Annotated in this window: 12 protein-coding genes and 1 other annotated feature; of the genes, 7 read left to right on the forward strand and 5 right to left on the reverse strand. The window is 38.9% G+C overall.

The annotated features are described in order from the left end of the window. Positions 1-89: 89 nt before the first annotated feature. From H3T55_RS06190 to H3T55_RS06205, 4 genes are all read right to left on the reverse strand, one after another. Positions 90-632 carry a DUF5067 domain-containing protein gene (locus H3T55_RS06190; RefSeq protein ID WP_225533798.1) on the reverse strand — a complete coding sequence of 181 codons (543 nt, stop codon included), beginning with the start codon at positions 630-632 and terminating at the stop codon, positions 90-92. Positions 633-832: 200 nt separating this feature from the next. Then, positions 833-1,639 carry a TPM domain-containing protein gene (locus tag H3T55_RS06195; RefSeq protein ID WP_225534138.1) on the reverse strand — a complete coding sequence of 269 codons (807 nt, stop codon included), beginning with the start codon at positions 1,637-1,639 and terminating at the stop codon, positions 833-835. Next, positions 1,639-2,781: a TFIIB-type zinc ribbon-containing protein gene (locus H3T55_RS06200; RefSeq protein ID WP_225533799.1), complete on the reverse strand. Its 1,143-nt coding sequence runs from the start codon at positions 2,779-2,781 to the stop codon at positions 1,639-1,641. Before H3T55_RS06200 ends, H3T55_RS06195 begins: the two co-directional genes overlap by 1 nt. 126 nt (positions 2,782-2,907) lie before the next feature. Continuing rightward, on the reverse strand, positions 2,908-4,140 hold the full coding sequence (locus H3T55_RS06205; RefSeq protein WP_087640295.1) for an SPFH domain-containing protein: 1,233 nt from the start codon (positions 4,138-4,140) through the stop codon (positions 2,908-2,910). A gap of 190 nt (positions 4,141-4,330) precedes the next feature. Between H3T55_RS06205 and H3T55_RS06210 the strand changes: the two genes are divergently transcribed. From H3T55_RS06210 to argS, 7 genes are all read left to right on the forward strand, one after another. Next, positions 4,331-6,367 (forward strand): penicillin-binding transpeptidase domain-containing protein, encoded by a 2,037-nt coding sequence (locus H3T55_RS06210; protein ID WP_225533800.1) that lies wholly within the window; start codon positions 4,331-4,333, stop codon positions 6,365-6,367. A 423-nt stretch (positions 6,368-6,790) separates the two neighbouring features. After that, positions 6,791-7,510, forward strand: a complete 720-nt coding sequence (gene tsaB, locus H3T55_RS06215; protein ID WP_225533801.1) for a tRNA (adenosine(37)-N6)-threonylcarbamoyltransferase complex dimerization subunit type 1 TsaB — start codon at positions 6,791-6,793, stop codon at positions 7,508-7,510. Continuing rightward, complete coding sequence (gene rimI / locus H3T55_RS06220) at positions 7,494-8,042, forward strand: ribosomal protein S18-alanine N-acetyltransferase (RefSeq protein WP_225533802.1); 549 nt, start codon at positions 7,494-7,496, stop codon at positions 8,040-8,042. Before tsaB ends, rimI (H3T55_RS06220) begins: the two co-directional genes overlap by 17 nt. A 4-nt stretch (positions 8,043-8,046) precedes the next feature. Then, complete coding sequence (rimI, locus tag H3T55_RS06225) at positions 8,047-8,511, forward strand: ribosomal protein S18-alanine N-acetyltransferase (RefSeq protein ID WP_225533803.1); 465 nt, start codon at positions 8,047-8,049, stop codon at positions 8,509-8,511. After that, positions 8,508-9,548 carry a tRNA (adenosine(37)-N6)-threonylcarbamoyltransferase complex transferase subunit TsaD gene (gene tsaD / locus H3T55_RS06230; RefSeq protein WP_225533804.1) on the forward strand — a complete coding sequence of 347 codons (1,041 nt, stop codon included), beginning with the start codon at positions 8,508-8,510 and terminating at the stop codon, positions 9,546-9,548. The genes rimI (H3T55_RS06225) and tsaD overlap by 4 nt, the downstream gene beginning before the upstream one ends. A 51-nt stretch (positions 9,549-9,599) precedes the next feature. After that, positions 9,600-9,800 (forward strand) — a binding site (T-box leader). A 41-nt stretch (positions 9,801-9,841) separates the two neighbouring features. Further along, entirely contained in the window at positions 9,842-9,970 is a 129-nt protein-coding gene (locus tag H3T55_RS16620; protein ID WP_263866778.1) for a hypothetical protein, read from the forward strand. 183 nt (positions 9,971-10,153) lie between these two features. Next, the gene (gene argS / locus H3T55_RS06235; RefSeq protein WP_225533805.1) at positions 10,154-11,845 is read left to right on the forward strand and encodes an arginine--tRNA ligase; all 1,692 of its coding nucleotides are present in this window, start codon (positions 10,154-10,156) and stop codon (positions 11,843-11,845) included. A 76-nt stretch (positions 11,846-11,921) separates the two neighbouring features. Here argS and H3T55_RS06240 read toward each other — a convergent pair whose 3' ends face one another. Continuing rightward, positions 11,922-12,875: a Gfo/Idh/MocA family protein gene (locus tag H3T55_RS06240; RefSeq protein ID WP_225533806.1), complete on the reverse strand. Its 954-nt coding sequence runs from the start codon at positions 12,873-12,875 to the stop codon at positions 11,922-11,924. Positions 12,876-12,891 lie beyond the last annotated feature (16 nt).

The raw sequence follows: 12,891 nt of genomic DNA on the forward strand, positions 1-12,891 counted from the left end.
GAAGCATTGGTTTTGTTAGATAGTGACTTTTTTGAATGAAATAACAAAAAGAGCAGTGAGCCAAATATTCGGCAAACTGCTCTTTTCTTTTATTTTAAGTCAATTTTCTTCTCGCCAAGTTCTTTTCCAGCCATTCCCTGTGTTGCCTTTAAAACAACCGGTGTTTCAGTATCGTCTAAATCATAAGAAATAATTGCTTTGACTGTACCGCCTGGTTTGATATCATCTGATTGATGTTCTGTGTATTCTGCAAAGCGTTCATCTTGTGGTGTCATACCAACATTCAACCGATTGATCGTATTTTCACCCTCCTGTGTTAATTCCATACAAGCGATCCAGACAGTAGAAGCAGACAGAGGTTCTTTACTGTCATTTGTCACTTCATAAGTCAATGCTAATTGTGGTTTTTCTCTATAAAGAGCTGTATCAGCAGGTAACACTTCTGTAGAAAGAATTTTCACTGTAGCCATATCGATTTTTAAAGTATCATCTTTAAAATACGCACTGCCTTCTTTTTTTTGAGATGTCGAAGAGTCTGCACTACTTTTTTTTGTTGTATTGTCGTTGCCGCTGCATGCAACCAAAGTCAATCCGCACAATGTCAATATGCCGAAACCCAGAATTTTTTTCACTACGTATATCCTCACTTTTCTCATTTTTAGACTAGCTGTCAATGATTATCCAGCATGAATCGATTAACTCTATACTACCTTGAAACAGAAGAAATAACAAGATAACTTTGAGATAAAAAAAAGAAAATGATCCTTCTGAAAATGAAAGAAGGACCACCTAAAATGCTAAAAAAATGATAAAAATATAAGTATTTATTTAATTAAAATCCTCGACTGCTACCGCCAAAAGTCCCTCGGCCTGTAGAGTGTGTGCTGCTGCCACCACCACCAGAGCCTCCGCCATTTGAATTGTTTCTAGGGATCCGCCGCGTGGTAACGAAAGAATTGATCAGCCGATCATTTTTACTTGTTAAATGCAGCGTTGCTTTTTCTCTGAAAGGATAAGAATAAGTACCAAATTTCAACTGGTATTTTGAAACGCTGATTGCAAAAAAGATGCCGCTTAAAATAACGGAGGCAATCAAAGCAATCAAAATTTCAGTGGTCGTTAGCACCTTATAACGTGTGATTTTACCTGTTTCTGTATCTACACGATAATGACCGCCAGGAACGCCTTGATCGAAGAATCTGCTAGTATCCTCAAGAAATGTTTGAGCAGCTTCCATATAATTTCTGTTCGTCAAACTAGCACCGATGTTATCCTGCATTTGGCTATTTCGTTTATCCGTCAAATAATCGATCATATTGCCAGAGGTAGAAATCACTGATTTTCGTTGTTTCATATCAATATAAAAAGTGACACCATTTTGATCCTTGCCAATTCGGTCAAGCATATAGTAATCTGCAAATCGAGTAGAATCGATCTCATTGTCGGTATTGGTAACAACAAAAATGCGTGCTTTCGTTTTTGCTTCGATCGGAGCAATCATTTCTTTTAATCGATCAACTTGTTCACTGGTAAAAAGCCCAGCTTGATCATCGATCGAATCTTCTGCAGCATAACTTTGTACGCTAAAACCAAAGAGAAGAACAAAGCATGTAAGAAACCATAAAGGCATTTTTTTCATCATATGAACCAGCCTCCGATCAAAAAAAGAGCCAATAAGAGAGAGAATAGACCGAAAGTGAAAAGTCCTAAACGTTTATAGCTGACAGGAAGGATCCCGCTCACTTTTCCTGTTTGACCATTCATTGCGAAGTAGTAGACTTTCTTTGATTGTTCATTGCTTCTATAGGTCACTAACCAAATAGGTAAAAGCATATAATGATTTTTTTCATCTGCTAGAGAAATATCCGTTCGCAATTTTGTTAAGGAAGTATAGCCAGCAGCTGTATCCCGTAGTAAGGATTCAGAATAATCTTTGAGCTCGTTTTGAATAGCCTGTTGAATTGCTTCATATTCTATATCTCGTTTCTCTGCTTGAAAGCCAGCTAAATACTGGCTTTTAAACGAGCGCGCTTTATCGATAGGAAAAGGTTGGACTGTTTCAACCATTTTTTGCTGAGTATTTTTAGATAACGCATTTTTGATCAGTTCTTTGAATGAAATTTTTCCTTGTCGTGTAACCTCGAATTGTTTTGTTTCTGTATATTCCAGATCTCCGACTCGCCAAACCCGTAAAGTGGTCCCCATAGCATTCAGTTGACCATTGATATCGGCATCAACTACCCAATAAGGAAAATAGACACCGGTCAATTTATCGATTTGCTCTTTATTGAAAAAATCTTTAGGAATAAACCATTTTTTCTTGGTCCAGGCTAAAAACGTTTCGACAGCTTCTTCTTTTTCGATCGCAAAAGGTAAGACTTTTTCCGGCAAAAAGGTCCCGCTTAAACGACCAGATAAAACAACTGGGTTATGACAATAATAGCAATAGGTGGCAGCTGTCGTTGCTTCTGTGACGATTTGGGCACCGCAGCTCGGACAGTTGAATAATTCCATATCGTCTTTGTTACTATCGGAAGTATCGTCAAACGCAGCTGTTTCATCAGAATTCATTCGATCAGCCTTTGCGTCTGCGGTATAAGTCAACTCCTCTTCAATGGTGGGATCTTCTAAATGAGCGTCACGCTGAGACTGTTCATATGCTGTGACTTCTGTCTCAGTATAAACATTCAAGCAGTATTCACAATGAAACTTTTGATCTTTAGGATCAAACAATAAAGGACCGTCGCAATTGGGGCATTTATGTGTAAAAGTGTCCGTCATAATGTTTCCTTTCTTATTTGGCAATCTGATTTAGTTTAGACCGCTAAATAGGCTTGTTTAGTTTTAGAGTGCGAAACAAAACTGTTTTTTAGCTTTGTTCCGCACTCGGATTTTCTGTGTTGCTATTTATAATGGAATTCCTTGAAATGGTTTGCCGCAATGCGGGCAGAATTTAGGAATACCGTTAGATAGGTCAACGACTTCACTACATTCACTGCATTTCATTTCTAATTTTGGTTTCTCATTGGTTGGCTTCGGTGTGCCGCAGTTAGAGCAGAATTTCCCTGAATTTTCTGTTCCACATTGAGGACAAGTCCAAGTATCAGCTGAGCCTTGGGCATTTTGCTGATTTTGTTTTTCCTGCATTTGCTGCTGATTGGTTTGAGAAGCTTGAGCAAAATAATTTCCGCTAGTATTCATGCCCATACCAACGCCCATAAACCCGTTCATTGCGCCTCCTTCATTGCTTCCAGCTGCTTCCATTCCACGGGCCAATGATCCTTGAACATAGCCTTCACGGACGCTTGGATCACTCAACATCGCTCCTTGATTACGCATATTGATCAATTTCGTTGAATCATCCGTGTATGAAATGCTAGCAACTGCAACAGAAACGATTTCCATTCCACGAAGTTCACGCCATTCGTCATCTAAGGCTTGTGCCATATATTTGCTTAATTCTAAACTTTTTGATGGTACATAAGAAATACGCTCACCGTCTGCAGACATTTTATTGATCGCAGATTGAAGAGCTGTTAAGAATTCTGCTAAATATTGTTCGTTGATATCATTAATATCTACTTGGCTTTTATTTCGAGGAATCGCATTTGAGAAAAATAGTAATGGGTCTGTGATCTTGATCGAATAATTCCCATGCGCTCGTAAAAACAATTCTGCATTATAAAAATTATCAAAGTAATTAAGGGGAGAAGAAGTCCCGAATTTGATCCCTTTGATTTCTTGTAAATTGATGTAGAAGACTTGTTGTTTTTGAGGAGTCACACCGCCAAATTTAAAACGGTCAAAACTTTCTGAAATTGCTGCTTTTAATGAACCATTGAACGCCGAAGGAGCGGAGTCATTTTTCACTGTGTAATAACCTTCTTCAGCAGTATAATCAATGATTTTACCGCCATCGACTAAAATCATCATCGTATTTGGGTACACATGTATAACAGAACCATCCGTCAAAACATCCTCTGTTCCTTTACGGTTAGAGCCGCGCTTATCATTTTTACGAACAAAAATTCCCTTGGTCATAACGGTCGTATCACCCATATCAGCAGGTTCAATGACTTCGATCCATTGATCCGCTAAGCCTCCGCCTATCGCACTTGTTGCTGCTTTAATAATTCCCATTCCAAATTCCTCCTTGATAAAAGTTGTACGTGAAAATAGTATACCATAAACGAAGAAGGTAAAAATACAGCTAAGGTCTAATAAGCTTATTGATTTTTTGCTAAGCTTCCTCTTTTTATAACGAATAAATGACAAGATTGAGGTATAATAAAGAAGACATTTTAAAATGGAAGAGATGGGGGAATCGCTAGTGGAAAGAAGAACACAAAAGAAGTCAAAAAAACCGATAATTTTAGTAATTAGCGGGATAATAGTTGTTGCTGCTTTGGGTGGTGGTGTTTTTGCTTATAGTGCATGGCAAACTAAGCAAGAAATAAAGCAAGCGGAGAAAACAGCGCAAACTTTTTTAAAACATTTATCTAAGCAAGAGTTTGATCAGCTTCCTACTGTGTTGAGTGAAGAGTCGATCAAAGACAATGGATATGATAAGAATCAATTAGTTGAAAAATATGAAGCGATCTTCACTGGGATACAGGCACAAGGAATCAAGAGTAAACAGGTAAAAGTTGAAAAAGAAGCTAGTGACAAGTTCACATTTAGCTATCAACTAGAGATGACGACACCGTTAGGTAACTTAAAGGGTTTATCCTATAAAACGACGATCAATAAAGAAAAAGACAACTACAAAATCAACTGGCAACCTAGCTTGATTTTTCCGAAGATGTCTGGTCAGGATAAAGTCTCTATTGGCGTAGATACTGCGGCGCGTGGAGAAATCGTTGATCGTAACGGAGAGGGGCTTGCTGTAAATCAAGCTTTTGATCAGGTTGGTATTGTTCCAGGAAAACTTGGAGAGGGAGACGCAAAAACGGCAAACATCAAAGCTTTCAGTGATCAGTTCAATGTTCCTGTAGATGAAATTGAACAACATTTGAAGCAAGCTTGGGTCCAAGATGATTCATTCGTGCCGATCAAAATATCCTTTGATCCGATCACTGATTTGCCACAAGGTGCGGCTTCACAAGACAAAATTGTCCGATACTATCCACTAAAAGAAGCAGCTGCACAATTGATCGGCTACGTTGGAACAGTGACAGCAGAAGATATTGAAAAAGATCCTTCTCTAAGCAGCACTGGTGTCGTTGGGAAAGTTGGACTGGAACAAGCCTTTGATAAAGAATTACGTGGACAAGACGGTGGAAGTATCACTATTACTGATGAAAATGGACAGGAAAAAAGTGTTCTTCAAAAAGTAGAGAAAAAAGATGGTCAGAAAATTCAATTGACGATCGATAAAAATGCACAGTCACAAGCCTATGCTATTTTTGCAAATCGTCCAGGCAGTGCCGTTGTGATGGATCCGCGGCAAGGGGATTTATTAGCGACTGTCAGTTCACCATCTTTTGATCCGAATAAGCTTGCGAATGGTATTTCTCAAACAGAATACGATGCGTATGCTAATAATGAAAATTTACCATTTACAGCAAGGTTTGCTACAGGCTACGCACCAGGCTCGACCTTTAAGACGATCACAGGTGGTATTGGTTTAGATGCCGGGACACTTAAGCCGGAAGAAGAACTTGCGATCAATGGATTGAAATGGCAGAAGGATGCTTCTTGGGGTGACTATTTTGTGACGCGGGTAAAAGAAGCAAGTCCTGTCAACTTGCGAACAGCTTTGGTCAACTCTGACAATATCTATTTTGCAGAACAGACGCTGCGTATGGGGGAAGAAACTTTTAGAAAAGGGTTGGATAAATTTATTTTTGGTGAAAAACTAGACTTGGCCATTCCGATGAATCCAGCTCAAATTTCAAATGAAGACTCGTTCAGATCAGAGATTCTATTGGCAGATACAGGTTATGGTCAAGGTCAGCTTTTGATTACACCGATCCAGCAAGCGGCGATGTATACAGTTTTCCAAAATGAAGGTAAGCTGGTCTACCCGAAAATCGAGTTGTCTAAAGAGACAAAGACGAAAGAAAATGTAATTAGTTCAAATGCGGCTAATACGATCGTGACGGATCTTCTTGGCAGTGTGGAAGATGCAGATGGTTACGTGCATAATATGTACAATCCTGAATTCTCATTGGCTGCTAAAACAGGAACAGCTGAAATCAAAGAGAAACAAGATACCGTTGGCAAGGAAAATAGCTTCCTTCTGGCTATGGATCGCAGCAATAATAAGTTCTCTGCGATGATCATGGTAGAAGACTCTAGAAAAAATGATACAGCGACAGATATCAGTAAACCGTTGATTGATTATTTAGAAGCAACCTATAAATAAATGTAGAGATAAAACAAGCTATTTTTGAGTTAGCTGTCAATTTATTAAAATTTAGGAAACCTTAAGAGAGCGGGACAAAACTAAAAATCAGTTTTGTTTCGCTCTCTAAACGTGAATAAACGGCGAAAAAAAAGCAGCTCCTTCGGAAATAAGCAGAAATTCACTAAAATTTGAAAAGCAATTTTCGTAAATTCTTTCTTATTTCTCGGAGCTAAACGCTTTTGTCTCAGCCTCATTAATTTCGAATAAACGGAGAAAAAAAAGCAACTTCTTCTTAATTTTTTTGGAGCTAAATGTTTTTGCCTCAGTCTACGTTTTCTTGTGCTTTTTATATTTATTTAGAAGAACACTTGGACTTTTTTACTGCTTCGAAAAAATATGCTACAATGAAACAACTACCTAATGAAAGAAAGGGATTTTTTTGTGCGTATTTTAGCAATAGATACCTCGAATCAGACATTATCTATCGCAGTTTGTGATGAGGAAAAAATTTTAGGACAATATACTATAACCGTGAAACGCAATCATAGTTTGACATTGATGTCGGCAATCACACAATTGATGAAAGATATTGGTTTGAAACCTAAAGAGCTTGATCGAATTGTCGTTGCGCAAGGTCCAGGTTCATATACGGGGTTGAGAATAGGTGTAACAACTGCCAAAACATTAGCATACACGCTGAATAAAGAATTAGTTGGAATTTCTAGTTTGAAAACGGTAGCGGCGAACTGTATTTCGATCAAAGGTGTGATCGTTCCGTTGTTCGATGCTAGAAGAAATAATGTTTATACAGGGGCCTATGAATACATAAATGGTGAATTACAGACGATCATTGCAGATCAACATATTTCTTTAGAAGAGTGGTTGAAGCAATTGAAGGAGTTTGAACATGTCTATTTTGTCGGTGAGGATGCTGTGAAATTTCAAGAACAAATAAAAGAAATCTTGCCGGATGCTGTGATCAATACGATTCCTCAATGGCAGATCCCAAATGCTTCCGTACTTGCTGGACTTGGAAGAAAAGCTGAATCATCAATGGATATTCATCATTTTTTACCGGATTATCTGAAACGAGTAGAAGCGGAAGAAAATTGGCTAAAAGAACATAAACCTGAAGGAGAAACATATGTTGAAAAGATTTAATCCTTTCAATAAGCTTGCAGGCTTACTTTTTAAAAATCGGCCTTATGAAGCAAAAACGATTCAGCTTTCTAATGAAGATTATTTCGTGCGGGCAATCAAATTTGAGGATATCAAGGATTTATTATCTATCGAAAGGGAAGTCTATGCCGGTGAAATGCCATGGACGAAAACAGCCTTTTTAATGGAGCTGCAGGCAACAGACCCTCATTTGTATTTGTTGATTCAAAAAGAAGGAAAAACGATCGGTTTTATTGGTTGTCGATTGTTTGGGAAAGATGCGCACATTACAAATGTCGCAGTTTCTACTGCCTATCAAGGAAAAGGGATCGGTAGTTTTTTGATCAAAGAAATTCAGCAGTTTTCTGTTTTGAATAAATGCGAAACAATTTCATTAGAAGTGAGGATCAGTAATAAGAATGCTCAAAGAGTCTATAGAAAATTAGGGTTTACATCAAGTACGATCAAGCCGGAGTACTATACTGAAAACAAAGAAGACGCCCTTGAGATGGTGTTGTCTTTAAAAGAAGAGTGATCAAATGTATTGTTTAAAAGAAGAGCTGCCGATCGAGTCTGCTGCTGAAAAGTTATGGCAATTATGTGAAAACGCGTATGAGCATGGTTCTCCGTGGTCATTGGAGCAATTCAGTGTTGATCTGCAGCAAGAAGTAACGGATTACCTTGTAAAGATCGAAGAAGACGAATGGCAGGGATTTATCAGTTACCAGCAAATTTTAGATGAGGTCGATATATCTCATATCGTTGTCCAAAAGAAGTTACAGGGAATGGGCGTAGGCAGTCAATTGTTGGATCAGGCTATTCAGCTTTTTAAAGAGCAGGGAATCAAGACTGTTTTTTTAGAAGTCCGAGCATCCAATTATTCGGCTCAGCAGTTATATCTGAAAAAAAAATTCGAGACGCTTAGTCGCCGAAAAAAATATTACACACGTCCAGTAGAAGATGGAATTGTAATGTGTTTAAAAATTAAGGAAGTGGAACAATGACTTTTTTTTATAAAGAAAGAAAACTGATCTTGGCGATCGAAAGCAGCTGTGATGAAACGAGTGTCGCAGTAATTGAGAATGGCGATCAAATTTTATCCAACATAGTTGCTTCTCAAGTAAAAAGTCATCGTCGATTTGGCGGTGTCGTGCCGGAAGTCGCGAGTCGTCATCATGTGGAGGAAATCACGCTGTGTATCGAAGACGCATTGATGGAAGCTGAGGTAGGACCGGCTGATTTAAGTGGAGTGGCAGTAACTTACGGACCTGGCCTTGTCGGCGCATTATTGATTGGAATTTCCGCTGCAAAGGCTTTTGCATGGGCTAATGATCTGCCGTTGATTCCAGTCAACCACATGGCTGGCCATATTTATGCGGCTCACTTTGTAGAGCCGTTACAATTTCCTTTGATGGCGTTACTCGTCAGCGGAGGGCACACAGAGTTAGTGTATATGAAAGAAACAGGTTCCTTTGAAATAATCGGTGAAACAAGAGATGATGCTGCTGGTGAAGCGTACGATAAAGTTGGACGGGTGTTAGGATTAAGTTATCCGAGCGGTAAGGAAATTGATACACTGGCTCATTTAGGGCAAGATACGTATCATTTTCCACGAGCGATGATGAAAGAGGATAATTATGACTTTAGTTTTAGCGGGTTAAAAAGCTCGTTTATCAACACTGTTCATAATGCACAACAACGGGAGGAAGCACTTAGTATCGAAAATCTGGCGGCTAGCTTTCAAGCGAGTGTGATCGACGTATTAGTCGACAAAACAATACGTGCTTGTAAAGAATATCCTGTGAAACAATTAGTTATGGCCGGCGGAGTTGCTGCAAATCAAGGATTAAGAGAACGATTAAGTCAGGAGATCGCTGACGAATTACCAGAAACAACTTTTATTGTGCCTCCGTTAAGACTATGTGGAGATAACGCTGCGATGATTGGTGCGGCAGCATTCGTCGAAGCAGAAAAAGGCCATTTAGCTGATGCTCATCTAAATGCAGAACCTAGTTTGAGCTTTAAAACGATCGGTCAATAATTAAGGACTAGGCATATTCGTAAAATTTTGCTATAATAAATCCAGTTTCATATTGATTCGTTGAAAAAGAGAGTACTTTATCTAAGGTCATCACAAGCGATTTCGGGACGGTGTAAGCCGAAAATGACAAGTAAAGGAAGCGCACTTTAGAGGATCTGCACAAGCAGACGGCTATCTACCGTTATTAGATTAAGTGGGTCTATCGTAGAATGGACAATTAGAGTGGTACCGCGGGAAATTCTCGTCTCTGGTGTTTTTAAACACCAGGGACTTTTTGCTTTGAAACACTGCGATTGGCAAAGCCAGAGCAGATGTTGAAAAGTAGTTGGCGACGGATGGAGCGAAGTATCAAAGCGAAGGAAACACTGCGACTGGCAAAGCCAGAGCAGATGTTGAAAAGTAGTTGGCGACGGACGAAGTGAAGTACCAAAAGCGAAGGAAACACCGCAATTGATGAAACTTGCATATCTGTTGAGAAGTTTTCAGTAGTCAAAGAAAGCCATATTCTTAAGTAAAAAGTAACGATGAGTAAGAATAAAGGAAACATTAACTGTGAGAGCGCAAATGAACTAAAAATGAATAACCTAATATATAGGAGGAGAAAGATGAATAACAAAGAAATCGTAGCAAAAGCTATTTATGCAGTAGTGAAAGATGATTTATCTTTAGAGACAGTCACACAATTATTAGAAAATCCTAAGTCAGTTGACCATGGTGATGTGGCTTTTCCAGCTTTTTCATTAGCAAAGGTCTACCGTAAAGCGCCACAACAAATTGCCGCAGAATTAGCCGAAAAAATCGAAGGTTCAGATTTTGAAAAAATTGAAGTGGTTGGCCCTTATTTAAACTTTTTCATGAATAAAAAGATGGTCAGTCATGCAGTGATCACTCAGATTGCCAAAGAAAAAGGTCATTATGGGGATAGTTCTATTGGCGGAAAGGGCAGTGTACCGATCGATATGTCATCGCCGAACATTGCAAAACCAATTTCAATGGGGCATTTACGTTCAACGGTCATTGGTAACTCAATTGCCTTTATTCTTGAAAAAATCGGTTATTCGCCTGTTCGTATCAATCATTTGGGCGATTGGGGCACTCAATTTGGAAAGCTGATCGTTGCTTATAAAAAATGGGGATCAGAAGAAGGCGTCAAAAATGCGCCAATTACAGAATTACTACGCCTATATGTGCAATTTCATGAAGAGGCGGAAACACAACCTGAATTGGAAGAAGAAGCACGTGCGTGGTTTAAAAAACTTGAAGAAGGGGACCAAGAAGCTACTGATTTATGGCAATGGTTCCGTACAGAGTCATTAAAAGAGTTTGATAAAATCTATGGTATGCTTGAAGTGTCGTTTGATTCTTATAATGGGGAAGCTTTTTATAATGATAAGATGGCTGAAATCGTTACAATGCTGGAAGAAAAGCATCTACTGCAAGAAAATCAAGGTGCTGAAATCGTTGACCTATCTGCGTATGATTTAAACCCTGCGTTGATCAAAAAATCAGACGGGGCAACACTATATATCACCCGTGATTTAGCTGCAGCAGTTTATCGTAAACGGACGTATGATTTTGCTAAAGCAATATATGTCGTTGGTAACGAGCAGTCGAATCACTTCAAACAGCTAAAAGCTGTGTTGAAAGAATTAGGTTTTGAGTGGTCGGACGATATGCATCACGTACCATTTGGATTGATTACACAAGGCGGTAAGAAGCTATCTACCCGTAAAGGGAAAATCGTTCTTCTAGAAGAAGTCTTGAATGAAGCAGTTTCGCTAGCGAATAAGCAAATCATGGAAAAAAATCCTGACTTGCCAAATCGCGAAGAAGTAGCAAGACAAGTAGGGATCGGTTCAGTGATTTTCCATGATTTGAAAAATGATCGTTTGAACAATTTTGATTTCGTACTAGAAGAAGTTGTGCGTTTCGAAGGTGAGACAGGACCGTATGTTCAATACACTCACGCTCGCGCAATGAGTATTTTAAGAAAAGCGGATTTCACGATCGATGAAACAAAAGAATACGCTTTGAACGATAAAGAAAGCTGGGAAGTAGTAAAATTACTTCAAAAATTCCCAGATGTCGTTTTGCAAGCTGCTGACAAATATGAGCCTTCAGTGATTGCAAAACATGCGATCCAAGTTGCTCAAGCGTTCAATAAGTATTATGCCCATGTGAAAATTTTAGCTGATGATCCTGAGAGAGAATCACGTTTGGCTTTAGTTTATGCAATGGCTATGATCATCAAGGAAGATTTACGTTTATTAGGTCTTCATGCACCAAATGAAATGTAATAATTAAAAAGAAAAAAGCAGTTAGTCCCTGTTTATTTAGGGTCAACTGCTTTTTTGATTTTTACACTATTTTTGATTATTTTTGCCATTCTTGCTGCATTTGATCTAATACATCGATCACGTCTTTTGTCAAAAATAGAGAACGATTTGACAAGGTTCCTTCGATCATTTGGATCATATTGTCGATTTCATAATTCAGTGCTTGAGAACTATCACCAGAGACGACCGTTTCAACTGTGCCATCGTTGAAGAAAATTTTTGCTTCATCCGCTCGAGGATAGTCGTTGATCACCAAATAGGCATTTTCAAAAGCCACAACTCCTTGTTTGGGCATCTTTGCCTGAAAACTTAGTGAAACAGTGGCTATTTCTTGTGCATCGTTTTGTAAAATAGTAGCCGATTGTTCATCTACTCCTGTAGAGAAAGGCTGCATCACAGAAGCGACTACTTTAGGCTGTGCACTCAAGAACCAACGGGCGAAAGAAACAGCATACGTTCCAATATCCAAAAGAGCACCGCCAGCTAATTCGGGATTAAAAAAGCGGTTGGTTGGATCGGGCTCTTTGTAGCTGCCAAAAGGCGCCTGGATCATTTTTAGCTTGCCGAAACGACCAGAATCGATTTGGCTTTTTAGCTCATGATATAAAGGCATATTAAAAATCGTCATAGCTTCAGCTAAAATTAGATTCTTTTCTTCAGCTAGTTTCATCGCTTCAGTTAGTTCAGCGCTATTCATAGTGATCGCTTTTTCGCAAAGAACATGCTTCCCTGCGTGCAGAGCTTTCAAGATGTGGTCGATATGTTGTCTGTTTGGTACTGCAACGTAGATGATATCGATAGAATCATCTGACAATAGTTCCTCGTATGAGCCATATGCAGTAGGGATATTATGCTGTTTAGCAAATTCCTCTGCCTTACTCAATGTACGTGAAGCAACTGCATGGATGCTGCTGTGTTCATGCTGAAATGTTTCTGTAAAGCTTGTTGCAATATCACCAAGTCCGATGATGCCCCAATTATAATTTGCCATTGTTTGTTCCTCCTAA

Source organism: Enterococcus sp. S22(2020) (genome assembly GCF_020295385.1).
In the GTDB taxonomy this organism is placed as follows: Bacteria; Bacillota; Bacilli; order Lactobacillales; family Enterococcaceae; genus Enterococcus_L; species Enterococcus_L dunnyi.